The organism is Micromonospora sp. NPDC049089 (genome assembly GCF_040648775.1).
Lineage (GTDB): Bacteria > Actinomycetota > Actinomycetes > Mycobacteriales > Micromonosporaceae > Micromonospora.
Genome location: NZ_JBEZEH010000023.1, coordinates 22,098 through 47,044 on the forward strand (window position 1 = coordinate 22,098; position 24,947 = coordinate 47,044).

The 24,947-nt window shown below is 72.4% G+C and carries 22 protein-coding genes; 11 read left to right on the plus strand and 11 right to left on the minus strand.

Going from position 1 to position 24,947, the window contains the following annotated elements; all coding sequences use genetic code 11:
* Positions 1-18 precede the first annotated feature (18 nt).
* Both AB0B48_RS06610 and AB0B48_RS06615 read left to right on the plus strand, forming a co-directional pair.
* Positions 19-792: an amino acid ABC transporter permease gene (locus tag AB0B48_RS06610; protein ID WP_357196873.1), complete on the plus strand. Its 774-nt coding sequence runs from the start codon at positions 19-21 to the stop codon at positions 790-792.
* Complete coding sequence (locus tag AB0B48_RS06615) at positions 789-1,535, plus strand: amino acid ABC transporter ATP-binding protein (RefSeq protein WP_355006812.1); 747 nt, start codon at positions 789-791, stop codon at positions 1,533-1,535. Before AB0B48_RS06610 ends, AB0B48_RS06615 begins: the two co-directional genes overlap by 4 nt.
* Before the next feature lie 8 nt (positions 1,536-1,543).
* Here AB0B48_RS06615 and AB0B48_RS06620 read toward each other — a convergent pair whose 3' ends face one another.
* Positions 1,544-3,118: a Na+/H+ antiporter gene (locus tag AB0B48_RS06620; RefSeq protein WP_357196877.1), complete on the minus strand. Its 1,575-nt coding sequence runs from the start codon at positions 3,116-3,118 to the stop codon at positions 1,544-1,546.
* Positions 3,119-3,255: 137 nt separating this feature from the next.
* Positions 3,256-6,612, minus strand: a complete 3,357-nt coding sequence (locus AB0B48_RS06625; protein WP_357196880.1) for a BTAD domain-containing putative transcriptional regulator — start codon at positions 6,610-6,612, stop codon at positions 3,256-3,258.
* Positions 6,613-6,750: 138 nt separating this feature from the next.
* Here AB0B48_RS06625 and AB0B48_RS06630 point away from each other — a divergent pair, with 138 nt between their 5' ends.
* The 3 genes from AB0B48_RS06630 to AB0B48_RS06640 all read left to right on the plus strand — a co-directional run bounded on the left by AB0B48_RS06630 (position 6,751) and on the right by AB0B48_RS06640 (position 8,841).
* Positions 6,751-7,629 (plus strand): alpha/beta hydrolase, encoded by an 879-nt coding sequence (locus tag AB0B48_RS06630; RefSeq protein ID WP_357196884.1) that lies wholly within the window; start codon positions 6,751-6,753, stop codon positions 7,627-7,629.
* A 367-nt stretch (positions 7,630-7,996) separates the two neighbouring features.
* Positions 7,997-8,446 (plus strand): hypothetical protein, encoded by a 450-nt coding sequence (locus AB0B48_RS06635; RefSeq protein ID WP_357196887.1) that lies wholly within the window; start codon positions 7,997-7,999, stop codon positions 8,444-8,446.
* Positions 8,443-8,841, plus strand: a complete 399-nt coding sequence (locus AB0B48_RS06640; protein WP_355006817.1) for a hypothetical protein — start codon at positions 8,443-8,445, stop codon at positions 8,839-8,841. Before AB0B48_RS06635 ends, AB0B48_RS06640 begins: the two co-directional genes overlap by 4 nt.
* Before the next feature lie 32 nt (positions 8,842-8,873).
* On the opposite strand, the gene AB0B48_RS06645 is transcribed toward AB0B48_RS06640, so the two are convergent.
* The 3 genes from AB0B48_RS06645 to AB0B48_RS06655 all read right to left on the minus strand — a co-directional run bounded on the left by AB0B48_RS06645 (position 8,874) and on the right by AB0B48_RS06655 (position 12,283).
* The gene (locus AB0B48_RS06645; protein ID WP_357196891.1) at positions 8,874-11,042 is read right to left on the minus strand and encodes a hypothetical protein; all 2,169 of its coding nucleotides are present in this window, start codon (positions 11,040-11,042) and stop codon (positions 8,874-8,876) included.
* Positions 11,035-11,256 (minus strand): hypothetical protein, encoded by a 222-nt coding sequence (locus AB0B48_RS06650; RefSeq protein WP_357196895.1) that lies wholly within the window; start codon positions 11,254-11,256, stop codon positions 11,035-11,037. The genes AB0B48_RS06645 and AB0B48_RS06650 overlap by 8 nt, the downstream gene beginning before the upstream one ends.
* Positions 11,257-11,365: 109 nt before the next feature.
* A complete protein-coding gene (locus AB0B48_RS06655; RefSeq protein ID WP_357196898.1) occupies positions 11,366-12,283 on the minus strand; it encodes an SDR family NAD(P)-dependent oxidoreductase in 918 nt (305 codons plus the stop codon).
* A gap of 131 nt (positions 12,284-12,414) precedes the next feature.
* On the opposite strand from AB0B48_RS06655, the gene AB0B48_RS06660 reads away from it, so the two are divergent.
* Positions 12,415-13,236 (plus strand): helix-turn-helix transcriptional regulator, encoded by an 822-nt coding sequence (locus AB0B48_RS06660; RefSeq protein WP_357196901.1) that lies wholly within the window; start codon positions 12,415-12,417, stop codon positions 13,234-13,236.
* 3 nt (positions 13,237-13,239) lie between these two features.
* Here the strand turns inward: AB0B48_RS06660 and AB0B48_RS06665 are convergent, their stop codons facing one another.
* From AB0B48_RS06665 to AB0B48_RS06675, 3 genes are all read right to left on the minus strand, one after another.
* Positions 13,240-14,007 (minus strand): TetR/AcrR family transcriptional regulator, encoded by a 768-nt coding sequence (locus tag AB0B48_RS06665; protein ID WP_355006822.1) that lies wholly within the window; start codon positions 14,005-14,007, stop codon positions 13,240-13,242.
* Positions 14,008-14,083: 76 nt separating this feature from the next.
* Entirely contained in the window at positions 14,084-15,718 is a 1,635-nt protein-coding gene (locus AB0B48_RS06670) for an MFS transporter (protein WP_357196905.1), read from the minus strand.
* Positions 15,712-16,407, minus strand: a complete 696-nt coding sequence (locus AB0B48_RS06675) for an SDR family oxidoreductase (protein WP_357196908.1) — start codon at positions 16,405-16,407, stop codon at positions 15,712-15,714. Before AB0B48_RS06675 ends, AB0B48_RS06670 begins: the two co-directional genes overlap by 7 nt.
* 162 nt (positions 16,408-16,569) lie before the next feature.
* On the opposite strand from AB0B48_RS06675, the gene AB0B48_RS06680 reads away from it, so the two are divergent.
* The 4 genes from AB0B48_RS06680 to AB0B48_RS06695 all read left to right on the plus strand — a co-directional run bounded on the left by AB0B48_RS06680 (position 16,570) and on the right by AB0B48_RS06695 (position 20,434).
* Complete coding sequence (locus AB0B48_RS06680) at positions 16,570-17,862, plus strand: sensor histidine kinase (RefSeq protein ID WP_357196911.1); 1,293 nt, start codon at positions 16,570-16,572, stop codon at positions 17,860-17,862.
* Positions 17,850-18,515: a response regulator transcription factor gene (locus tag AB0B48_RS06685; RefSeq protein WP_355006826.1), complete on the plus strand. Its 666-nt coding sequence runs from the start codon at positions 17,850-17,852 to the stop codon at positions 18,513-18,515. The genes AB0B48_RS06680 and AB0B48_RS06685 overlap by 13 nt, the downstream gene beginning before the upstream one ends.
* 92 nt (positions 18,516-18,607) lie before the next feature.
* Complete coding sequence (locus AB0B48_RS06690; RefSeq protein WP_357196915.1) at positions 18,608-19,669, plus strand: Gfo/Idh/MocA family oxidoreductase; 1,062 nt, start codon at positions 18,608-18,610, stop codon at positions 19,667-19,669.
* Positions 19,670-19,885: 216 nt separating this feature from the next.
* Positions 19,886-20,434, plus strand: a complete 549-nt coding sequence (locus tag AB0B48_RS06695; RefSeq protein WP_357196918.1) for a DUF1062 domain-containing protein — start codon at positions 19,886-19,888, stop codon at positions 20,432-20,434.
* A gap of 40 nt (positions 20,435-20,474) precedes the next feature.
* Here AB0B48_RS06695 and AB0B48_RS06700 read toward each other — a convergent pair whose 3' ends face one another.
* The 3 genes from AB0B48_RS06700 to AB0B48_RS06710 all read right to left on the minus strand — a co-directional run bounded on the left by AB0B48_RS06700 (position 20,475) and on the right by AB0B48_RS06710 (position 22,512).
* Positions 20,475-20,633, minus strand: coding sequence for a hypothetical protein (locus AB0B48_RS06700; RefSeq protein ID WP_357196921.1), 159 nt, complete (start codon positions 20,631-20,633; stop codon positions 20,475-20,477).
* 247 nt (positions 20,634-20,880) lie between these two features.
* Positions 20,881-21,102: a hypothetical protein gene (locus AB0B48_RS06705; protein WP_030335934.1), complete on the minus strand. Its 222-nt coding sequence runs from the start codon at positions 21,100-21,102 to the stop codon at positions 20,881-20,883.
* Positions 21,103-21,423: 321 nt separating this feature from the next.
* Positions 21,424-22,512, minus strand: a complete 1,089-nt coding sequence (locus AB0B48_RS06710) for a PIN domain-containing protein (protein WP_357196924.1) — start codon at positions 22,510-22,512, stop codon at positions 21,424-21,426.
* A gap of 219 nt (positions 22,513-22,731) precedes the next feature.
* Between AB0B48_RS06710 and AB0B48_RS06715 the strand changes: the two genes are divergently transcribed.
* Positions 22,732-24,768, plus strand: coding sequence for a glycosyl hydrolase family 28-related protein (locus tag AB0B48_RS06715; protein ID WP_357196927.1), 2,037 nt, complete (start codon positions 22,732-22,734; stop codon positions 24,766-24,768).
* Positions 24,769-24,947: the final 179 nt, after the last annotated feature.

Here is a 24,947-nt window from a genome sequence, read left to right on the forward strand (position 1 = left end):
CGGTAGGAGGAGCAACCGATGGATCCGTTGAGCACCCTGTGGGAGACCTTCTTCGACTGGGACGCGATGCGCGAGGCGCTGCCCGAGATGCTGACCGTCGGGTTGCCCAACACGCTGATCCTGGCGGTCTCCGCCGCCCTGCTCGGCTCGGTGCTGGGCCTGTTGCTGGCCGTCGCCGGGATTTCCCGCAGCCGCTGGCTGCGCTGGCCGGCGCGGGTCTACACCGACGTGTTCCGGGGGCTTCCGGCCGCGGCGACGATCCTGCTGATCGGGGTCGGGCTGGCCCCGCTGGGCATGCAGGTCTGGGGGCCGGATCCCTACCCGTTGGGCATTCTGGCGCTGTCGCTCATCGCCGCCGCGTACATCGGGGAGATCTTCCGCTCGGGCATCCAGTCGGTGGAGGCCGCCCAGTTGGAGGGCGCCCGGGCGCTCGGCTTCTCCTGGGCCGACGCGATGCGGCTGGTGATCATTCCGCAGGGCATCCGGCGGGTGCTGCCGGCCTGGGTCAACCAGCTCATCGCGCTGATCAAGGACTCCAGCCTGGTCTACTTCCTCGGCCTGGTGGCCAGCCAGCGGGAGCTGTTCCGGATCGGGCAGGACTACGCGGCCACCACCGGCAACGAGTCGGCGCTGCTGCTGGCGGGGCTCTTCTACCTGGCGTTGACAGTCCCGCTGACACACGTCGTCAACTGGATCGACCGGCGGCTGCGCAACGGCCGGCCGGCCACCGCACCTGACGACGAGGACGACGAGCCCCTGTTGCCCACCGCCACCCAGGGAGACCGGCGATGACCACCACCGAAACGACCACCTCGGTCAGCCTCGACGTACGCGACGTGCACCTCGCCTTCGGGCCGAACCGGGTGCTGCGCGGCGTCGACCTCTCGGTGCCGCGGGGCGCGACGGCCTGCGTCATCGGCCCGTCCGGGTCGGGCAAGTCCACGCTGCTGCGCACCATCAACCGGCTGATCGAACCGGACCGGGGCGACGTGCTGCTGGACGGGCGCAGCGTGCTGGGCGACGACCCGGACGCGCTGCGGCAGCGGGTCGGCATGGTGTTCCAGCAGTTCAACCTCTTCCCGCACATGAGCGTGCTGCGCAACGTCACGCTGGCGCTGCGCCGGCTGCGCAAGCTCGACACTGACGAGGCGGAGGCCGTGGCCCGGGCCCAGTTGGAGCTGGTGGGGCTGGCCGGCAAGGCGGATTCCCGGCCGGCGCAGCTCTCCGGTGGTCAACAGCAGCGGGTGGCGATCGCCCGCGCGCTGGCACTGCGCCCCGAGGTGATGCTCTTCGACGAGGCGACGTCGGCGCTCGACCCGGAGCTGGTCAAGGGCGTCCTCGGGGTGATGGCCGACCTGTCCGCCGCCGGCATGACCATGGTGGTCGTGACCCACGAGATGGGCTTCGCCCGGCAGGTCGCCGACACCGTCGCCTTCATGGACCGGGGCGTGGTGCTGGAGGCCGGCCCACCCGAGGCGATCTTCGAACGGGCCGAGCACCCGCGGCTGCGCCGGTTCCTCGACCAGGTGCTCTGAGCACTCGGTCACTCGGTGGGTCCGCGGCCCAACAGCCGGATCTCCTCGTTGTCCAGCGCGGACTGGAGTTCCTGGAGCACCAGGTCGTCGATCTCCCGGCTGTCGCGCAGTCGGGTGACCTCCCGCCTCTTGTGGGCGAGGACGCCGAGGCGCAGTCGGTGTTCCAACCGGCGCTCCTCGGCGGTGCTCCCGCCGCTCTCGTTGAGGTCCTTCAGATGCCGCCGGTACTCGGCCTCCAGCCGGCGCACCGAGTCGTCCTGGGCACCGACCTCCGCGGCGACCTGCGGTAGGGCGGCCAGGCCCACCTCGGTGGCCCGCCGCCGGGCGTTGCGGGCCTCGTCGACGCGTTCCGGGTCGCTGGTGAGCCCGGCCCAGCGCACCACCAACGGCAGGGTGGTGCCCTGAAGCAGCATGATCAGCACGATCACCAGCGCGGTGACGAAGATGATCAGGTCGCGTTCGACCACCGGCCGACCGTCGACCATCACCGTCGGGACGGCCAGGGCTGCGGCGAGCGACACCGCGCCCCGGAAGCCGGACCAGCCCGCGACGGTTCCGACCCGCCAGCTCGACGGCCCCTGGCTCGGGTCCATGATGCGGCGACGCCGCAGCCTCGCGATCTGTGCGGTGAGGTAGACGAAGAGCAGCCGGGTGCCGATCACGACCAGGGTGACCACCAGCACGATCACCAGAGCCCGTTGGGGCGAGGTGCTGGTGATCCCCCGGACCGCGCGGGGAATCTGCGTGCCGAGCAGGACGAACAACCCGCCGTTGATCAGGAAGGTGGACAGGTCCCAGAACGCGTACGCCAGGACCCGGGACCGGGCGCGGATCACCCGTGGGCCGGCGTAGGCAAGCACCAGGCCGGCGACCACCACCGCCAGCACACCGCTGGCGTGCACCGAGTCGGCGAGCAGGAAGGCACCGAACGGGGTCAGCACGCTGAGCGCGCCCTCCCGCAACGGATCGTCGAGCCGTTTGCGGATCAGCACCACTGCGGCCCCCACCAGCAGGCCGGCGACCACACCGCCGACGCTGGCGCCGACGAACTCCTCGCCTATGCCCAGCACACCGGGTTCGGCGCTGTGGCTGAGCAGCCCCACGGCCACAGCGAAGATCACCAGCGCCGTGCCGTCGTTGATCAGGCTCTCCGCGTGCAGTGTGGTGAGCAGCTTCCGGGGCAGCCGCTTGGCCAGGCCGGTGACCGCAGCCGCGTCGGTCGGCGCGAGGACCGCGCCGAGCACCCAGGCGGCTGCGGGGTTCACCCCGAACGCCTGCGCGGCGAACGACACGGTGACCATGGTGAGCACCACCAGCACCACGGCGAGCAGCCCGATCACCGGCAGGTTGGCCCGGATCTCCCGAAGGCTGATGGTGAGGCTCTCCCGGTACAGGATCGCCGGCAGGAAGATCAGCAGGACCAGGTCGGGTTCCAGGGTGACCTCGGACAGCGGCGGCGTGAGCCCGAGCAGCACACCCAACGCGATGAGCAGGACCGGCGGGGCGACCCGGTACCGGCCACCGAGGGTGGTGCCGACGAGGACGGTGGCGCCGAGTGCCACGATCAGGATGAGCGCCTCCACGCGTACCCCCTCCGATCATGGCCGACGGTGGACGCGCCGGTGGTTCCATCTGACCGCACCCCACGGCTGGTTCCGGCCGAAACCGGCAAGTCACCGGGGAGCCAGAACGCGTTGGCCAGGCACACCCGCCTCGGCGCTCAGGATGGGTCGTCGGCGCGGACGCGCGCCAGGAGCACCCGGGCGGTACGGCGATGCTCGGCGGCTTCCTCGTCGCGGCCCAGCGCAGCGGCCAGATCGGCGAGGTGCGCGGCCACCGGGCCGACGGTGACCACCCCGCTGCCGGCAGCCAGTTCGGTGGCGGCCGGGCGGAGCGCGCGGGCGACGCGTTCCATCGTGGGACGATCGCCGACGGCCAGCGCCGCCCGCGCGGTGAGGCACAGCCGCACCTCCCGAAGCAGGTCGTGCGGCCCGTCCGGCAGGGCCCGCAACGCCGCTGTGGCAGCACCGGGGTCGTCGGCGGCGGCGAGCAGCAGGGGACGCACCCACTGCTCATGCGGGCCCCAGTCCAGCCGCTCCCAGTCCTCGTCGTCCGGCCCGGGAATCGGCCGCAGTACAGCGGCCAGCCGAGGGTCACCTGCCGGCGGGGCGTCGCTGACGGCGTCGGCCAGACGCAGGCCGAGCAGGGCGAGCGGCAGCAACCCCTGGGCCAGGCCCGGCATACCGTCGGCGGGCAGCTGTTCGGCGGCAGCACGGTACGCGGTTGCCGCGGCGTCCCGATCGCCGCCCAACGCCAGCCGCAGCGCGGCGTACCAGCGGGTGAAGACACCGACCAACGGCAGCTCGTACGCCTCGGCGAGGCGGTCGGCGGCGCGGGCGTGCGCGTCGGCGGCGGGCCGGTCGGCCAGCGCGCAGTTGGCCTGGACCAGGACGAGGTGGCCGAGCACCTCGAAGGTCACCAGATGGTGCCGGGCGGCCAGCTCGACCAGTTCCACGCCGATCCGCGCCCGTGCGTCAGCCAGGCCAACGCTGTGGAAGGCGTGCATGAAGCGGGCGTTGAGCGCGAACGCCACCAGAGCGGGATCGCCGATGTCGCGGGCGATCGTCTCGGCCTCGGCGGCGGCGCGGCGGCCACGATCGGTGGTGGTGCCGCGCAGCTCCAGCGCGAGGGTGCTCAGCAGCCGGCTGCGCTGCGCCGAGCCGATCGGGCCGAGCGCGGTCAGGGCGTGTTCGGCTGCCCGGACGATGTGCCCGGAGAGCAGGTCGTCGTCGTTGCGCGTCCAACTGGCGGGCACGTCGAAGCCCGCCAGCGCCTCCTGGATCAGCAGGGGGTCGCCGGTGGACTCGGCGACGGTGATCGCCTCGGCACGCCGTAGCCGCGCCTCGGCCAGCCGGCCCGTCACGGCCAGCGCCCGCCCCAGGCCGAGCAGCGCGGTCACCCGCCCACGCGGCTCGGCCCCGCCGGCACTGTCGTACGCGTCGATCGCCTGGCCCCACAGGCGGGCCGCCTCGTGCGGGTTGCCGCCCCGCTCGGCCCGCTCGGCCGCCACCTGGGCGTACGTCGACGCCTCGGCGGCGTGGACCGGCCCGCCGGCGCGCAGCAGGTGGTATGCGAGGGCCGCCGGCTCGACGGGTTCCCGCTGTCGCAGCACCTCGGCGACGGCCGCGTGCCAGGCGGCGCGGCGCGGCGCTGACAGGTCGGCGTAGAGCGTGTCGCGGACCAGGATGTGGGTGAAGCGCAGCCGCCCGTCGGACTCCCGCTCGCTGAGGAACCCGGCCGCCAGGGCGCGGTCCACGGCGTCCAGCGCTGCCGTGGGGTCACCGGCCAACGCGCCCAGCACGTCCGGGTCGAGGTCCCGACCGAGCACGGCCGCCTGCCGCAGCACGGTACGGGTCGAGGCGGGTAGCTGCGCCAACCGGTGCCGGATCACGTCACGTACCCCGGGCGGCACGGCTGCCAGCCCCGCCTGCCCCGTGCTCGCGTACAGCTGGGCCAGCTCGCGGACGAAGAACGGGTTACCGCCACTGCGCCGGTGGATCGACCGGGCGGTGGCCTGGTCCAGTTCCGTCCCGACGATGGCGCCGGCCAGCTCGCCGGTCGCCGACGCGGGCAGGCCGGCAAGGTACTCCCGGACCGGCTCCAGCCCCGCGGCGCGGGCCAGCGTGGCGGTCAGCGCCGTGCTGATCTCGGTGGCCCGGTAGGTGCCGAGGATCAGCACCGGCCCGCTGGCCGGCTGCGGGCCGGTGAGCAGTGCGGTCAGCAGGTCCAGGGTGTCGCCGTCGGCGCGGTGCAGGTCGTCGAGGACCAGCAGGACCGGCTCCCGGTCGGCGGCCGCCGCGATCAACGAGGCCACCGCGCGGTGTCGACGGAACCGCACGGTGGCGGGGTCGGCCGAACCGTCAGCCGAGCCACCTTCCGGGTCGGCAGCGACGGCGGCCGGCCCGGTGGCGGTCCCGGCGAGCGTGTCGGTGATCTGGGTCCACGGCCACGCCGGTGGGGCACCCTCGTACTCCGGGCTGCGTCCCCACGCCGTGGTCCAGCCCTCGGCGGCGAGTTGCCGGGTCAGGGCCTCGGCGAGCGCTGTCTTGCCGGCACCCGGGTCGCCGCTGAGCAGGGCGAGCGTGGGCTGGCGGCGGCGGGACGCGGCCTCGGCGGCGTGCCGCAGCCGCTCCAGCTCCGCGTCGCGGCCGACGAACGGGCGCTGCTCCGTCTCGACGGGTCGCGCGGGTTCCCCGGGGCCGGGGGTGGCGGCCCGGTCGAGGGGCGGGGCGAGGTGCGGCGCCTGGGCGAGGATGTCGGTTTCCAGCCGTCGCAGCTCGGGCCCCGGGTCCACCCCCAGCTCGGTCACCAGGACGTGGCGGGCCTCCCGCAGTGCGGCCAGCGCGTCGCCCTGCCGGCCGGCGCGGTACCGGGCCGTCGCGAGCAGCCGCCACGCGTCCTCGCGCAGCGGATGGCTGGCCAGGTGTGCCGGCAGGTCAGCGGCGGCCTCGTCCGGTCGGCCCAGCGCCAGGAGCGCCTCAGCCCGCCGCTCGACGGCGAGCATCCGCAGCTCGTCCAGCCGGTTGATCTCCGCGACCGCCCAGGACTCGTTGGCGCAGTCGGCGTACGCGGGCCCGCGCCAGAGCCCGAGCGCCGACTCCAGCGCGGCCAGGGCCGGCGCGGGACGCCCGGCCGCCAGCAGCCGGGCCGCCTCACCCACGGCCGCCTCGAACTGTCCGGCGTCCACCGCGTCCGGGGCGGCCTTCAGCGCGTACCCGGGTGGCTCGGTGACCAGGATCCGGGGCGGCTGCCGGGGTGGCCGATCGGGCTCCAGGGCCCGGCGCAGGTCGGCGACGAAGGTCCGGATCGCGCCCACAGCGCCGTCCGGTGCGACCTCCCACAGGTCGTCGACGAGACGATCCACCGGCACCACCCGACCGTGGGCGATCAACAGCCGGCCCAGCACCAGGCGCTGCCGGTGTCCCCGCAGGGCGACCGGGCCGCGCTCGGTCGCGGCGATCACCGGCCCGAGTACACCGAAGGTCACCGCGACGGGCGCCGTCAGCTGCCTGGTCATGGCACCAATCTAGGCCCGTGGCCCGGCCGGCACTGATCCGACGCTGACCGGCTGCTGATCACCGCCGGGCAGGCTCGGTGAGGTACGACGGCGACGGGCCACCGCCCCCGCCGGGACTGCTCACCAGGAAGGTTCCCCGTGGACCCGAAGATCAACGGATTCGACTACCGACGCGTCACCGTCGCCGACGGTGTGACGCTCAACGCCGCCGTGGGCGGTTCCGGGCCGGCGATCGTGCTGCTGCACGGCTTTCCGCAGACTCACCTCATGTGGCGGCACGTCGCCGCCGACCTGGCCGCCGACCACACGGTCATCTGTCCGGACCTGCGCGGCTACGGCGACAGCGACAAGCCCCTCGACACCGATGGCACCAGGTACGCCAAGCGCACCATGGCCGCCGACATCGTGGCGCTGGCCGGCGCGCTCGGTCACGAGCGGTTCGCCTTGGCCGGGCACGACCGGGGCGCCCTGGTCGCGTTCCGGGCCGGCCTCGACCATCCGGCGGCGATCAGTCACCTGGCCCTGCTCGACGTGCTACCCACGCTGGACATGTGGGACGTGTTGCACGGCGCCAGCGCCGCTGTGGCGTTTCACCTCTATCTGATGGCGCAGCCGCCCGGCCTGCCCGAAGAGCTGATCGCCGGCAGCCCGGACGCCTTCTTCGGTCACTTCCTGGACGTCTGGACCCGTGATCCGGAGGCTCTGCCGACTGAGGTGCGTGCCGCGTACCTGCGCGCGTCCCGCGACGCCGTCCCCTCGATCGTCGCCGACTACCGGGCGTCGGCCGGGATCGACGTGGCCCACGACGCCGTCGACCGGACGGCCGGCAACCAGTTGCGGATGCCGGTGGCGGTGCTCCAGCAGGACTGGGGTGCGGCACTGGGCTACGACGCGGCGGCGGTGTGGCGGGCCTGGGCGCCGGATCTGGACCACCAGACGGTCAGCTGCGGGCACTTCATGGCGGAGGAGGCCCCGGCCGAGGTGCTCCGGGCGCTGCGCGCCCTGCTCGCTCGCTGATCGACAGGCGACCCGGCCCACGATCGTCACCCTGGGGAAGATATCTGACACTCCCTGTCACCGGGCGACAGTGCGGCCGGGTCGCCACGCTTCACCCTTCCCACCGCCCAAAAACCATCATGCAATGCCCCTTGACCTGCGGGAACGCGACGTTACGCAGGTGGACGCCAACCGGTCATCGGTGATACACAGGCAGATACCGGCAGCCAACGACGTCGAGTCGCTCCATCTTCTCGCTCACCGACCGTCCACAGGCAACGCACCACCGGGCTCCGCCGCACGGTTCGCGGCTCCACGGCCGCGACCCACCGAACGGCACCGACCCGCCGGGCGCTGCCGGACGCCGGTCCTCGACCAAGGAGTTGCCGTGGGAAACCTTCGTATCCGATCCCGCCACCAGCCGTACGAGATCGCTGTCCTGGCCGCAGCACCTCTCTGCGGCGTTCTGATGATGACCCTCAACGTCCGGCCGACGTCCGTTCAGACGTCGATGCCGGAGCCCATCCAGGTCGCCTGGGAGCTGGGTCTGGTCGCGGTGGGCGTGGGCGGACTACTGGGCATCCTGTGGCCCGGCCGACTCTCCACCGGGCTCGGTCTCGAACTCGCCTCGGTGCTGGTACTCGGCACGATCACCGGCATGTACGCGGTGGCCCTGTTGGTCATGTCGGGCCGAAACTCCATCGTCGCGACGTCGTTCGTGATGGCGGTGACGGTGGGGTCGCTCTGGCGGGCCGCGCAGATAGCGATCGACCTACGTCGCCTGGCGCGAGCATGCGAATTTGTGACCTACGAACAGTTGCAGGCAGGTGTCACGTGATTACCGCACCCGCGCCAGCTGCACCGCACTGGGTGCAGGTGGCGCTCAGCGTGCTCGGCATCCTCGGCGGGGGCACCGGCCTTGCCGCGATCGCCACAGTCGTGGTGCAGCGGGGCAAGTTCAAGGCCGATGCCGCCGACACGCTCACCGAGGCCGCCCTCACGCTGGTTCAGCCGTTGCAGACACGGATCACCCAGTTGGAGGTCGAGGCGTTCAGCGCCCGGTCCGAGCTGGGCACGCTCCGCGAGCAGGTCAACCAGTTGCAGTTCGTCGTCCGGGTGCTCACCCGGACGTTGGACCGTTGGCGGGCCGCGATCCGGGCCCCCGACGCCACCCTGCGCAAGGTCCGCGCGACGGTGGCGGAGTCCGACCGGATTCCTGAGATGGATCGTTGACCGGCGTCGCTGCCCCCTGTGGCCGGTAACCCTCAATTGGCGTCGCGAAGGCGCTCGGTGAGTTCGCGCACCGCAGCCCGGAACTCGGGGTCGGTCTCGCCCGGATGATGCCCCCGCAGCGGCGGCGCGGACCGCTCTCCCGGTGCCGGCAGCAGGTGTGCAGGGTCCCGCAACCGCCTGTCGACCTGGCCCGCCGGATCGGCCGGGTCCGGAGCTGGATCACCGGGTCGGTGTGCGGCGAACACCCAGCCGCCGACCGGGTCGGTCTCCCGCCAGAGGTTGAGCCACCGCCACTCGACCCGCTCCCCCACCTCCCGCAGCACCTGCTCGTTGAGGTAGGCCGGAAAGAGCCGGGCGTACAGGCGGTCCAGCGGTGAACCGTAGGTGAGCAGCGCGACCCGTCGGCGTACGCGCGGAGGCAGCCGCAGCACCGCCAGCGCCAGCAGCGCGGACCCGTGGCTGTGCCCGCAGAGCAACACCCCGGCGTGCCGCTCGGCCAGTTGGCTGATCCGGTCGGCCAGCTCCGGCACGGCCCGGTCGGCGTAGCTCGGCGGGGCGAACGGGTGCGCGGCCCGGGGCCAGAAGGTGCCCAGGTCCCACAGAATGCCGACGTGCCGGCGGAACCACGCGGTCCGATAGGCGAACACACCCCCGGCCAACAGTGTGAGGAGCAGTCCCGCGAGGAGGTAGGTGCTTCCGGTGAGCCCCATCTCGACGACTCGTGGCGGCAGCCCGAACGCCTGTCGCGCCAACTCCTCCGGCTCACGCCCGGTACGCCCCAGCAGGCTCGTGATCAGTCCGATCAGCGCGAGCACCGCGTACGTGGTCGCGATCAGACCCAGCCACTCGGTGAACCTCGCCCGGGCGATGGTCGTCATCGTCAGCCGCAGCCGCCCCGCCGCCTCCGGCGGAACCACCGGGAAGTCGAGACGGGTGATCGCCGTTGCCGCAACGCGTCGTCGTCGCCGCGACAGGACGGTCAGGGCGCCGCACACCAGCACCGCCGCGACCACGTGCAGGAAGAAGGCCAGGAGCGTCCAGCGGTACGGCAACGGCGGCCCGCCGTCGCCGGAGTAACCGCCGAGCAACTGCCCGATCTGGTAGACGAGGCCGGCGGAGAGCCCGCCGGCCAGGCCGACCGCGAAGGCGGCGACGACCGCCGCGCCCAGGCCACGCCGCAGCGTGGACCGTCCGCCCGCACGGCCACGGTGCCACAGCACCAGCCCGCTGAGCACCACCAGCAGGGTCATCTGACCGAACAGGGCCCCGGCCGCGATCCCGCCGTAGCCGGGCATCCCGGTCGACGACGGCCAGCCATGGTCGTCGCGCACGACGAGGACGAGGGTCGCCACGCTCAGACCGACGGCCAGGACGCCTGTGGTGCGGGCGGTCCATTCCGCGGTTCGCGCCATCGCGGCCCGGTCGGCCAGCCCGGGGGCGGCGAGCAGACCGACGCAGACCAGCAGCACCACCACGCTGAGCGTCAGCAGCAACGTCGTCCCGAGCGTCGCGCCACCGGTGTGACGGGCCACCAGCAACATGAGATCGAGTACGGCGAGCGCGGCGGCGACGTGGATCGCTCGCAGCCGCTGCACCAGCGGTTCCACGGCCCACACCCCGTTGCCGACCGGAGGGGACCGACGTGTGCCGATGAGCATGAGGAACGCGATGGCGGCGATCGGCAGGAGCGCCAGCACGGCCAACCGCTGCCCGACGTGCCGGCCGTCGAGCCCGGCCATCGTGTCGAAGGGCCCACGGCAGCGGACCGCACCGAGACACCGCCAGGCGAACAGGTCGAGCGCGACCCCGGCGATGGACACCACGTACAGCACCGTGAGGTTGAGCGCGAGGAGCCGGCACAGCATGGTGACCCCGACGGCACGGCGGCGGCCGGTGGGTCGCATCCACACGGCCACGTTGCTGAACATGAACGGCAGCAGGAAGACCATGGAGAGGGTCCGGGCCACGGTGCCCGCGGGCAGGTCCCCCCAGCGGTACGCCTCCAGCGTCACCCCGCCCGGGTCGGTGCCCTCCGACCGGTCGGGGCGGTGGAAGCCGCCGCGGTCGTCGCCGGCGACCTGCCGGACTCCCGGGCGGTCGAGGATGACTGTGGGGTCGCCCCCGGACACGCCGTGCACCCGCAACTCCACCACGTCGGGTCTGCGCGGTTGGTCGCCGTGGTCCGGCTCTCTCTCAGGCATCGGGCCGCTCCCCGTGCCGCCGCTGGTCGGACCCGTCCCGTCCGCTGATCTGTCGCGCGTATCCCCGCAGGCCGGGCATCCCGTCGACCAGGACGATGAGCAGCAGCTGGGCGGTCAGGAACAGCGCGGGGCCGATGACGCCCAGGGCCAGGAACGACGCCCTGCCCGGGTTCTCCCGCCGGAGCAGCAGCCGTCCCGGAAGCCCGCCCGCCATCGCCATCCTTCCCCGGCCCGCAGCTGCCACCGCCGCCCCAGTCGTACCACCCGGACTGCCAGGCCCGGCGTGGTTCCGCCGAGCCGGGCCGGCCAGCGGCGACGCCGCGCTACGACATCAGGTCCGACGCCACGTCCCAGAGCCGAGCGGCGTTGCCCGGGTCGACCGCGTACGCGGCCACGCCGCTGTAGTCGGCGGGCCGCTCGGTGACGACCGGGGCCTCTGCGCAGTCCTCGAAGTAGCGACCGCCGACACCGTCCAGCAGGGGGGACGCCGCGAGCAGCACGGAGGTCGCCGCGCCCTGCTGCGGGGTCTTGTGCATCTCCCTGGGCGACTTCAGCCCACCGGTGTGCTTCTGCAACCCGGTGGCGATGGCGCCCGGGTTCAGCGCGTTGGCGTAAATGCCCTCGCCGGACCAGCGGCGGGTGGCTTCCACGGCGAGCAGGGCCTCGGCGCTCTTGGACTGCCCGTAGGCCAGCAGCGGGTCGTACGGCCGGAACGCGAAGTGCAGGTCGTCGAAGATCACCGGGGAGAAGAGGTTGCCGCTGGAGCTGACCGACACGACTCGGGCGCCGCCGGCCGCGGCGAGGGCGTCGTGCAGGCCGACGGTCAACGCGAAGTGCCCCATGAAGTTGGTGGCGAACTGCATCTCCCAGCCCTCGGCGGTGCGCTCCAACTCGGGCAGCGCCATGATCCCGGCGTTGTTGACCAGGATGTGCAGCGGCTGGTCCCAGCCGGCGACGAACTGGCGTACCGAATCCTGGTCGGCCAGGTCCAGCGCGCGGACGGTGACCCGCTCCGCGCCGATGCTGGCCGCGATGTCCGCGGCGGCCTGCTCACCCGCCGCGACCCGGCGGACCCCGAGCACGACCTCGGCGCCGGCAGCGGCGAGCGAACGGGCCGTCTCGATGCCGATGCCGGCGGCACCGCCGGTGACGATGGCCCGCTTGCCGCTGAGGTCCACCCCGGCGATGACCTCGTCGGCGGTGGAGGCGAAACCGAAGGGGGTCGTGAGGCGCTCTGTCATTGCTGTCCCGTCTCTCGATCACGCTTACTCCGACACTGTCACCCGGGCGGCAGGCGTTAGCCGGTTCCCTGTTTTTCCTGGTAGTGGCAGGACCAGGATGGGCGGTCGGTGGCGGCTCCTACGATGGGCGGGTGAGCGTGGCCGGCCCGCTGGGCGAATACCTGCGTGCCCGGCGTGAGCTGATCGGGCCGGGTGACGTCGGCTTGCCCGCGCACGGCCGTCGGCGGGTCCCCGGCCTGCGGCGCGAGGAGGCCGCCCTGCTCGCCGGCATCAGCGCCGACTACTACCTGCGGTTGGAGCAGGGGCGTGACAGGCACCCGTCGACGCAGGTGGTCGAGGCGCTGGCCCGCGCGTTGAGGCTGGACGCGGACGCGGCGGCACACCTGCACGCCCTGGCCCGGCCGGTGCCGGCCCGCCGGGCGGCGCGACCCTCGGAGCGGGTGCCGGTGGGCATCCGGCAGTTGGTCGGTTCGTGGGCCGAGACGCCGGCCTTCGTGCACGGTCGACACCTGGACGTGCTCTTCGCCAACCCCGCCGCGACCGCGCTGGCGCCGATCTTCACCGCCGGGGTGAATCTCCTGCGCGCGGTCTTCCTGGACCCGAGCGTGCCGGCGCTCTACCCGGGTCTGACGGCTGTCGCGGCCAACGCGGTGGCCGGCCTGCGCGCACAGGTCGGCCCCGAGGTGGACGACCCCCACCTCGTCGAGCTGGTGCGGGAGCTGACGGCCGGCAGCGAGCGGTTTCGGCGGTTGTGGGCCCGGCACGACGTCACGGCCCGCGCCGGCGGTGGGGTGCGGGTGTTCCAGCACCCGGAGGTGGGCGAGTTGGCGCTGCGCTACGAGAAGCTGACGATCAGCGGCACCACCCAGTCGCTGGTGATCTATCACGCCGAGCCAGGCAGCCCGTCGGCGCGCTCGCTGGCCCGGCTGGCTCGACGGGCAACACCGCGCTAGCGGCTACCGGTTGGCCGCCCGCTCGGTGACCACCACCGAGATCCCGTCGAGGACGCGTTGCAGACCGAACTCGAACGCGTACTCCGGGCCGTACGCGGCACCGTGCTGCTGGCCGGCCGCGGTGCCGACCCGGGACGCGGTCGGGTAGGCGTCGGGCTTCAGGAATGTCTCCAGCCAGGGCGCGTGCGACTGCCACCATTGGCCATCGGTCATGCCGGTCTCGCGCTCCAGGTCGACCACTTCGGAGGCGGCCCGGGCGGCGCTCTTCACGTGGCCCAGCACGAGGGTGAGCACGGCGTCGACCTCGACGTCGGTGAGCCCGATGTCGACGATGGCGCTCAGCTCGTAGTCGTACTTGGCCATCAGGTGCGGACCGAGCACCGGTCGGGTCGTCTCGGCCCGCAGCATCCAGGGATGCCGCTGGTAGAGCGCAAGATTGTCACGGGCGATCCGCTCCAACCGCGTACGCCAGTCGCCCTCGACGGCGGGGCGTGGCATCTCGCCGTACGCGGTGTCGATCATGACGGCGACGAGTTCGGCCTTGCCCGGCACGTAGGTGTAGACCGACATTGTGCCGACCCCCAGCGCCTCACCGACCCGGCGCATGGTCAGCGCGTCGAGACCCTCGGCGTCGGCGATGTCGATCGCGACCCGGACGATCCGATCGACGCTGAGCGCCGGACCGGCGCTGCGGCTGGTCGGCTCCCGGGTGCGCCAGAGAAGGGCCAGGCTGCGGGCCGGGTCCGCGGTCGCCTTGCGCTCACTCGCCATGGTGCGGCCATCCTAACAACGAGACCGTACGTCGTACGCGGCCGCGCCGGCCCCTGCTCAGGGGTGCCGCGCGGTGTCAGAGCGCCTCGCGGTCGTCGGAGAGCGTCGGGCCGGCCGCGGCGGGCACCAGGTGTCGGACCTCCGGTTCGCCGTCGGTCAACTCCCGGGCCCGCTGCTCGGCCGCGCGGTCCTCACCTGTCAACCGGCCGCCGTGCTGGCGCAGGTGCTCGTCCCAGGACGGCACCAGGTACACCTCGACGAACCGGTCCACCGTCTCGGCCGGGCGGAACAGCCCCCACCGCATCGCGCCGGTCCGCTGCCGCGCGCCACGCACCAGGTCCATCGCCGCCAGGAATTGTTGGGTCCGCTCCGGCCGGACCGTGTACTGCACCGTCACCAGCACCGGCCCCACCCCCGGGTCCGGCTCCCGCGCCAGGTGCAGTTGCGGCCAGTAGGCAGCCGGTTCCCGGTTGACCGAGCGCAGGTCCGGCAACGGCCAGATCCGACTCGTCAGGGTGCCGAGAAGCATCAGGGACGCCGCCGCCAGGTACGCGGGGAGCAGCCCGGCCATCTCGGCCACCAGACCCCACAGCAGCGCGCCGGCGGCCTGCCCACCGGCGAAGCACACCTGGTAGACGGCCAGGCCCCGGGCCCGTACCCAACTGGGCAGGAAGAGCTGCATCTCCGCGTTGACGTTGGCCAGCACCGTCACCCAGGCCATCCCGGCGGGCAGCAGGGCGAGCAGCACCAGCGGCACCGCCCGGACGGTGCCGACGACGGTCAGCGCCACTGTGAACAGCGCCCCGGCGATCAGCAGGAGCTGGTTGGCCGTCAGCCGGGTGCGGATCACGGCCAGCAGCACGCCACCCGCGATGGCGCCCACGCCGAGGGCCGCCAACAGCACCCCGTACCCGCCGGAGCCCAGCCCCAGCCGCCGACTCGCCACCAACGGCAGCAACGCCCACAGCGCGCTGGCCGGGACCACGAAGACCAACGCACGGCGCAACAGCCGGCGGACGATCGGCGAGTGGCGTACGTAGCGGCTGCCGGCGCGCAACGCGGCGGTGAACCGCTCCGGCACCTCGACCGCGCGGGCGTTGCCGGGCCGCCAGCGCCACAGCGCGTACGCGAAGATCGCGAAGGCGACCGCGTTGATGCCGAAGACCGGGGCGACGCCGGTACGGGCGATCAGCACGCCGGCCACGGCGGGTCCGACCGCCCTCGCCACGTTCACGCTTATCGACCCGAGCGCGGACGCCGACCGGAGTTGTTCCTGCGGCACCAGCTCCGGGATCACCGCCGCCCAGGCCGGCAGGGTCAGCGCCTGCCCGACACCGAACGCGAAGGTGAGGGTGAGCAGCAGCGCGGGCGGCATCCGGTCGGTCAGGGTGAGCAGCGTCAACACGACCGCCACCGCCACCAGGAACAGCTGCACGGCGATCAGCAGGTGCCGGCGGTCGAAGCTGTCGGCCAGCACCCCGGCGGGCAACGCCAGCAGCAGCACCGGCAGCAGGCTGGCGGTCTGCACCAACGCGACGAGGGTGGAGGCGTTGGAGTGGTTGATCAGCAGCCACTGCGCGCCGACGGTCTGCATCCAGGTACCGATGTTGGCGGCGAGCAGGGCCAGCCACAGGTTGCGATAGACCGCCGTCCGCAGCGGCGCCCAGGCCGAGACCGGACGGTCGGCGGGTCCGGCTGCTGCCGTCACCACCGCCCGTCCGCGCGCAGCACGCGCTCACCGGAGACGTAGAGGTCGTCGGGTTCGAGCAACAGCAACCGGACGACCTCGGTGGCGACCTGTTCGGGCATGGCGTACACCTCGTCCAGGAACTCGGCACCCACCCGTTCCTGTAGCCGGGTCGGCATCGGCCCGGGGTGCAGCTGCATCACCTTGACCCGGTTGCTGTGCTGGGCCTCGGCCAGCGAATCGACAAGGCTGTTGCCGTAGCTCTTGGTGGCCCTGTAGACGGGGATGCCGGGCCGGGGGGCCGACAGCGCCAGCGCGCCGATGTAGACGACGTTGCCGTGGCCCTGCCGGTGCAGGTGCTGCACCGCCTCCCGCAGCAGGTACGTGATGCCCAGAACGTTGATCTCCACGGCCCGGCGGATGTGTTCCACCGACAGGTCCCCCAGGTCGCCGCCGGCCCACATGGAGGCGCAGGCCGCCACCCCGTCGATCGTGCCGTAGCGCTCGACCACCTCGGCGAACCCGTCACGGACCTGCTCGTAGGAGGAGATGTCGCAGACGGCGCCGTCGCAACCCAGCTCGTCGGTAGCGGCGGCGACCTCGGCCGGCACGTTGCCGAACACCACCACCTGATGCTCGTCGACGAGCAGTCGGGCCACCGCGAGGCCGAGACCGCTGGTCCCGCCGACCACCACGAAGGTTCTGGCACCCATGTCTCTCCAGCCGCCGCCAGCAAAGGTCACGCGGGTCGCGTGACCTCGCGTTCTTCCCGTTTCCGGGCTCCGCACACCCGTTCGCTGGTAGTGCTGGGCATACCCCGAAGAGGGGATCTGGACGGCTGGGGCACCCGGTCGCCCCCGATTAGCGTCTGCTGCATGACCACGGAACACCCTTCGCACCTGGCCGAGGCGCTGCGCCGCCGCCGCTGGCTGATCTCCGCGTGGCCTTGGCGCGCGCTGGCCTACCTGGTGACCACGGTGCCGATCGCCGGCGTGCTCGGCGTCGGGCTGCTCGTCATCGGCGCGCCCCTGCTGGCCGCCGCCAACGGGCTCCGCCTGCACGGCCGACCACCGAGCATCGCGCTGATGCTGTTCCTGGCGACCGGCAGCCTCACCCTGTTGGCGTTGGCCCCGCTCGTGAGCTTCCCGGTGGCCGTCGTCGAGCGGTGGCGGGTCGGGCTCGTCGACGGTCGCCCGCTGCCCTCGTCGCCGTGGCCGGGCCTGGTCGCCCGCTACCGCAACGCCGCGACCTGGCGGGAGGTGGCCTACCTGTTCTGGCTGGGCGGGTTCACTCCGGTCGCCTACTGGGTGTTCCTGGTGCTGGTGCTGCTCGACCTCGGAATGATCTCCAGCCCCTGGCTGGCCGGAGACGCCAACCAGCCGGTGGTGATCTGGCAGCCGATCGACAGCACCGGCGAAGCCATTCCGTACGCCATCGTGGGGGTGCTGCTGGTCCCACTTCTCTGGTACGCCGTCGGTCTGCTCGCCTCCGCCCAGGCAGCCGTGGCCCGGTGGTTACTGGCCCACCCGGTGGACGCGGCGGCGTTGCGCGAGGTCACCCGCTCCCGCACCCGACTGGTCGGCGCGTACGAGGCCGAACGCCGTCGGATCGAGCGCGACCTGCACGACGGCGCCCAGCCCCGGCTGACCAGCCTCACCCTTCAGCTCGGGCTGGCCCGGCTGGACGTACCCGAGGACTCCCCCGCGTCCCGCCCCCTCGCCGTGGCGCACGACCAGGCCCGGGGACTGATGGTGATGCTGCGGCAGTTGGTGCACGGCATCCGCCCGCAGAGCCTCACCGACCTCGGCCTGGCCGGCGCCGTGCGCGAGCTGGCCGACGCCGCCACCATCCCGGTCGCCGTGCACGCCGACCTGCACGACGAACTGCCGGAGATCGTGGACACCACCGCCTACTTCGTGGTCTCCGAGGCGCTGGGCAACGTGGCCCGGCACGCGCAGGCGACCCGCGCCGACGTACGCCTCACCCGGATCGGCGGTGACCTCGTCGTCGAGGTGACCGACGACGGCCACGGCGGCGCCGACCCGGCCCAGGGCACCGGCCTGACCGGGCTCGCCGACCGGGTCGCCGCGGTGGACGGCCGGCTGCTCCTGTCCAGCCCGCCCGGCGGCCCTACAGTGGTCCGGGTGGAGCTGCCATGTCGTCGGTGACCCGGGTGGTGCTCGCCGAGGACGAGGTGCTGCTGCGGGAGGGTCTGGTCGCGCTGCTGACCCGCTTCGACTTCACCGTGTGCGCGGCCGTCGGCTCCGCACCGGACCTGCTGGCGGCGGCCCGCGACCACCAACCGGACCTGGTGCTGACCGATATCCGGATGCCGCCGGGCCGCCGCGACGACGGGCTGCGCGCGGCCGTCACGCTGCGCACCGAGCGACCTGACCTCCCGGTCGTGGTGCTCAGCCAGTACGTGCAGACCGGGTACGCGGCGGCGCTGCTGGACAGCGGCGACGGCCAACGCGTCGGCTACCTGCTCAAGGACCGGGTCGCCGAGGTCACCGAGTTCGTCGACACGCTGCGCCGGGTCGCCGACGGCGGCACCGCCATCGACCCGGACGTGGTCCGGCAACTGCTGCACCGCCCCCGCGACCCGCTCGCCGCGCTGTCCGCCCGGGAACGCGAGGTGTTGGCGCTGCTCGCCGAAGGGCGGTCCAACGCCTCGATCGCCGGCCGGTTGCACGTCAGCGAGGCGGCGGTCGGCAAGCACGTCGGCAACATCCTGCTGAAGCTCGACCTGCCCCCCAGCGACGACACCAACCGGCGGGTGCTCGCGGTCCTCACCTACCTGCGCGCCGACCCGGTTACCTGACCGGCACCGGGCCGAGATCGGGCCCGGCGTAGATTCTTCTCAGCGGTACCGGCGCCAGGTCAGGGCGCGGACCAGGGAGACGGGGGCACGGCATGGCGAAGGCGCTGCGGGTTGGTCTGCTGGGGTACGGGCTGGCGGGCCGGGTGTTCCACGCGCCGCTGATCGCCGCGACCCCCGGGCTGCGGCTCGACGCCATCGTGACCCGTGATCCGCAGCGACGCGAACAGGCGCGGCAGCACTTCCCGGACGCCCGCCTGGTCGACGACGCCGACGAGGTGTGGCGTACCCCGGACGCCCTGGACCTGGTCGTGGTGGCGACGCCGAACCGGCAGCACGTGCCGATGGCGCGCGCGGCGCTCGCCGCCGGCCTGCCGGTCGTCGTCGACAAGCCCCTCTCCCCGACCGCCGCGGAGGGCCGCGCGCTGATCGACGAGGCGACCGAGCGTGGGGTGCCGCTGACGGTCTTCCAGAACCGGCGCTGGGACGGCGACTTCCTGACCGTCCGCCGCCTGGTCGAGCAGGGCGAGTTGGGGCAGGTGCTGCGCTTCGAGTCCCGGTTCGAGCGGTTCCGTCCGACGATCAAGCCGGGCTGGCGGGAGCTTGCCGGTCCGGAGGAAGCCGGCGGCGCACTCTTCGACCTCGGCGCCCACCTCGTCGACCAGGCGGTGCAGCTGTTCGGCCAGGTCGAGCGGGTGTACGCGGAGGTGGACCGTCGCCGCGCGGGCGCGGCCGTCGACGACGACGCCTTCGTGGCGTTGACCCACGCCAACGGGGTCCACTCGCACCTGTGGATGGGTGCGGTGACCGCTCAGCTCGGGCCGCGCCTGCGGGTGCTGGGCGACCGGGCCGGCTACACCAGCTACGGGCTGGACGTGCAGGAGGCGGCGCTGCACGACGGTGGCCGCCCGGACCAGCCGGGCTGGGGTGAGGTTCCGCCGGACCGCTACGGCCTGCTCGGCGTCGACGGTGACCTGCGGCCGGTGCCGACCGAACCCGGCGCGTACCAGAGCTTCTACGCCCAGGTGGCGGCTGCGCTGCGCGATGGCACGCCGATGCCGGTGGACCCACGGGACTCCGTCCACACTGTCGAGTTGATCGAGCTGGCCCACCGGTCGGCGGCCGAGGGCGTGGTCCTGCCGGTCCCGAAGGCCTGACCGGTTCGTTCGTCCCGCCACCCGGGCTCCTGAAGCGTAAAACCAGTGGAGCGGCGCCGCCGTGCGCCGTTACCGTGCTGCGCAACCAGGTCGTCTAGGTAAGGACGTGCCGTTGTACACCCTGTGAGACCTCCCGAGAGCTGATCTGTCGCGCGTCGCGCCTGTGCGCCGCGCTCCTTTTTGCTGCGGACTTCTCACTGAAACCGGTGTACCTCTGTGCTCATTCACTGGGCCGTCGTGCCCACCTGCCTGCCGATCGTCAACCGCCGTTGCCACGCGTGCCCGTCCCAACGCCTTCGGGCGAGCGGCAAGTTCCGTGTCAACGCCAACCACAAGCTCCTCGACGTCTGGCTTCTCGTGCTCTGCACCGAGTGTGGGGAGACGGCGAAACTCACCGTCCTGGAACGGATGACAGTGCGCACCATCCCACCCGAACTGCTGGACCGGCTCCATGCCAACAATGGCGGCCTGGTCGCCGAACTGCTCCAGGATCCGGCCGTCCAGCACCGGAATCGATTCGCCCTGGACTGGACCGACGCCTGGCGTCTCGACACCGGCGGATCGGAGCATCTGGACCTCGACGTGATCGACGTCGCGGTCCGCAACGCGGCACGGGTCCCGGTCCGGCCGACCCGACTGATCGCTGAGGGTTGCCGTCTGTCGCGCGGCGAGATCGACCGACTGATCATGGAGGGCAAGGTCGTTTCGGCGTTCCGGTTGAGCGGCAAGCTCTCCGGCGACTTCACCTTCACGCTGAAGCGCTGAGCCGATCATGGGGCCTGTCCGGCAGGACGCCGGGCAGGCCCTAATCGGCGTTCTCCTCGGTGGGAGCACCGTCCGGCGCGCGGGCGTCGTCGTCGGTCAGCGCGTCGTCCGACGAGGCGCCGAGGTTGGCGAGCCGACGCTCGGCCTCTCGGACCTCCTCGTCGATCCTGGAGTTCTCCTCATCGGGACCCTGCGACATGGGCGACCTCCATCGGGCGCGACCGGCAGCCCTCCGGGTACCCGACCTGAGGGCGGGGACACGGAGATCCGCCGCCATCCCTTGATCAGGTAGCTCAATCCGCGCCCCGGGACCTACTTTTCATCACTTGATGAGGAGTAGTTGAGCCGGCCAGCCGAGTTGTGGAGTGGTAACCGAGCGCCGGGCCCGGTCGGCGGGCGCGCCGGGCTGTAGCCCAGGAACGTTGCCGACCCGGCCCGGTGCCGGATCAGCGCTGCTTTAGCTCGCGCCAGGATGGGTGGGTGCCGCGCCAGGCGTCGGCGAGGATGGCCGCCGAGGCCCGGCTTGGGCACTGCTGCACCCGCTCACGACCCGACGCCCCACCGATCTGGGCGCGGACCTCCCAACCCTGCCCGTCAGTACGGATGTACACGTCCCGGCGCCCGCGCGGGGTCGTGTCTCCGTTCCACCAGTGCTCCTCCACCTTCATTCGCCGACCGTATAGCAATTCCCGCGCGGAGGGTACGGCGCAGGTATGCCCGGACCGGGGCAAGGGCGACAATCCAGGCGCATTTCGGGCCAACCGTTGGCGGTTCGAAACCATAACGGGCGGTTCTCCCGCTCCTGAGTTGCGAATCAGGAAGCTCTACCGTGCAGCCCGCCGGCAATCCCCAACCCTGTTGATCAAGAAGTTCGCGTCAGGGATCGCGTTCCCACTGACGGAAACCTCTTGATCAGCTCAGGCGGGCGGGGCGCGGCGGGGCGCGGGTCGGCGGGGCGCGGGTCGGCGGGGCGCGGGTCGGCGGGGCGGTCAGGTTTGGGTTGTCAGGAGGTAGTCGTCGGCTTCGGGGCTCCAGCGCAGGTCCAGTACGCCGGCGGTGGCGGCGGCCTTGCAGAACTGTAGGAAGCTGCGGTAGCCGAGCTTCTTCTCGCTGAAGTCGGGGCGGGCCCGGCGCACCTGGTTCTTCAACCCGGACAACGCCACCGGGTTGCCGCCACTACCGAGGTCCGCCACGACGCCCCGGAGCAGACCGAACGCCACCTCCCGGTCGCCGTGCTCGGGCAGTGAGACCTCGGGGTCACCCTTCGCCGGCCCCTCGGCCAGCTCGATCACGTTGCGCTCGGCGAGGTGGCGCAGCAGTTCGCCGAAGGTGCGGAAGCCGTAGTCGGACTCGCTGAAGGTGGGGTCCTTGCGCAACAGGGTCCGCTTGAGCCGGGAGGCGGTGACCTCACCGTTGGCGCTGCCCTGCAACCCGGCGACCGACTGGGCGACGAGCACCGCGAGGGCGTCCACATCCCGATCGGGCTCCGCGTCCTGTGTACGACGCTCCTGCTCCTGCTCCGGCTCGGGCTCGGGTGGGCGCTGGTCCGCGCCGGCCTGCCGGGTGGCGGGACGAGCGCGCCGACCACGGGCCGGCGGGATGTCCACGCCCTCCAAGCGGTCGTAGTACAGGAACTCGTCGCACGCCGGGGGAAGCAGCCCCGAGGTGGACCCCTCGACCCCGACGCCGATGACCCGCTTGTTCAGCTCGCGCAGCTTGTGCACCAGCGGGGTGAAGTCGCTGTCACCACTGCAGATCACGAAGGTGGAGATGTAGTCGCGTTCGAACGCCAACTCGATCGCGTCGACGGCCATCTTGATGTCCGCGGCGTTCTTACGGGACGCGCCCATCCGCTGCGGGATCTCGATCAGCTCGACGTGGGACCGGGTGAGCATCCGGCGGTCCTCGTCGAAGTAGGACCAGTCGGCGTACGCCCGTCGGACGACCACCCGACCTCGTTCGGCCAGCGCGTCGGCGATGGGCCGGAAGTCGAAGGCTGCGCCGCCACGATGGTCGCGCGCGCCCAACGCGAGGTTCTCGTAGTCGAGGAAGAGGGCAATCCGGTCTTCTTGATCCACGCGGATCAGCCTACGCCGGGCGTGAGCTGGTGGGGGCAGGCGACGCGCGGCACCTCAACTCGACGACCGTCCATTTCTTGCGGCCTGATAGTCGTTTATTTTCGTTGTTCGATAGTTGTCTTGCAGCGCCCTGTCTGGTGCTGCATCATGACGATCAATGTCGGGCGTCGGGGGGACGCCGGGCGGACCTCCACCACCACCCACCCAGGAGGGTCACCGATGTTTCGCAGCCTCACGCCGGCGCGGGGACGCCCCGGCCGGCCCAGCGGCACCGCCGTCGCGCTCGCGGCCGGTCTCGCCGTGCTGGTCGCCGGACCCACCGCGGCCGTCGCCAGTCCACCCGCGTCCGCCGGCGCGCAGCCGGTGGTCACCCGGGCCGCCCTCGATCCGGCACTGGTCGCCGGACGCGGCGCGGACGTCGACTTCCTTGAGCAGGAAGCGGAGAACGCCCGCACCAACGGCGAGATCATCGGGCCCGACCGCACCGCCTACACGCTGCCCGCGGAGGCTTCCGGCCGCCGGGCGGTCCGGCTCACCCCCGGGGAGTACGTGGAATTCGTCCTGCCCAGCGCGGCGAACGGGATCACCGTGCGGTACAGCATCCCGGACGCGCCGCAGGGTGGCGGGATCACCGCGCCGCTGCGGGTCGCCGTCAACGGCAAGCACCTGCGCACCATGACGCTCACATCGCAGTACTCGTGGCTCTACAACCAGTACCCGTTCACCAACGACCCGCAGGCCGGGCTGCTGCACCCGGACTGGTGGATCACCGAGTGCCAGTGCGTGCCGTCGGCCACCACGCCGTACCCGAGCATCAACAAGCCGTTCCGGCCCACCCACTTCTACGACGAGCAGCGGCTGCTGCTCGGGCGTACCTACCGGGCCGGCGACAAGGTCCGGCTCACCGCGCCGCCCGGCAGCGCCGCCGCCTGGACGGTCATCGACCTGCTCGACTCCGAGTTGGTGGCACCGCCGCACGTCCGACTGCTCGCGGCGAACGTGCTCGCCTTCGGCGCCGACCCCACCGGCCGGCGGGACTCCGCCGACGCGCTGGACCGGGCCATCGCCTTCGCTCGGCGCGCCCACCTCAAGGTCTACATCCCGCCGGGCACCTACCAGGTCAACCGGCACATCATCGTCGACGACGTGACCATCGAGGGCGCCGGCAACTGGTACACCACGATCAAGGGCCGCGAGGTCGCCCTGCCGACTCCCGCGCCGGACGGCTCCGTGCACACCGGGGTCGGGTTCTATGGGCGGGACGCCGCCGACGGCGGCAGCCGCAACGTGCACCTCTCCGGCTTCGCCATCGAGGGCGACGTGCGGGAACGCATCGACACCGACCAGGTCAACGCGATCGGTGGTGCGATGAGCGACTCCACGATCGACGGGCTCTACCTGCACCACACCAAGGCAGGTCTGTGGTTCGACGGCCCGATGCGCAACGTCCGCGTCACCAACAACATCATCGTCGACCAGATCGCCGACGCGCTCAACTTCCACACCGGCGTGACCGACTCCCTCGTGTCGCACAACTTCGTCCGCAACACCGGCGACGACGGCCTGGCGATGTGGTCGGAGAAGACGGCCAACGTACGGAACACGTTCGACCACAACACCGTGCAGTCACCGACCCTTGCCAACGGCATCGCCATCTACGGCGGCACCGACACCACCGTCTCGCACAACCTGGTCGCCGACCCGGTACGCGAGGGCAGCGGCCTGCACGCCGGGGCCCGCTTCGGCGCGGAGCCGTTCACCGGGCACCTGCGCTTCACGAACAACACCACGGCCCGCGCCGGCACGTACGAGCTGAACTGGAACATCGGGCTGGGCGCGATCTGGGTCTTCGCCCTGGATCGCAGCATCGAGGCGCCCATCGAGGTGACCGGCGACGCGTACCTGGACAACACGTACAACGCGATCATGCTGGTCAGCGACTGGCCGGTGAAGGACCTCTACTCGATCTCCGACGCCCGGTTCCGGGACGTCCGGGTCGACGGCACCGGCACCTCGGTGCTCAGCGCCCGCGCTGCCGGGTCCGCCTCGTTCGCCAACGTGGACGCTCGCAACGTGGGCGCGGTCGGCGTCAACAACTGCGGATCGTTCCACTTCACCCCGGCCGGTTCGGAGTTCACACTGACCGACCTCGGCGGTAACGACGGCGGGTGGCTCGCGCCGTGGCTGCTGCCCAACACCATCACCTGCGACGACCGGCCGCCCGTGTCGCCGCCCCCGCCTCCGGCACAGTGGTGACAGCGGTGGGGGGGGGCGGGGGGAGGGGGCGCGCCCCCCCCCCCCCCCCGCGGCGGCCGCGGCGCGGGGGGGGGGGGGGGGCGCGGGGGTGGGGGGGGGGGGGGGGGGGCCGCCCCCCCCCCCCCACGCCGCCAAGGGCCTGGAGTGGGACGTCGTGGCGGTGGCCGGGCTCAGTCGTG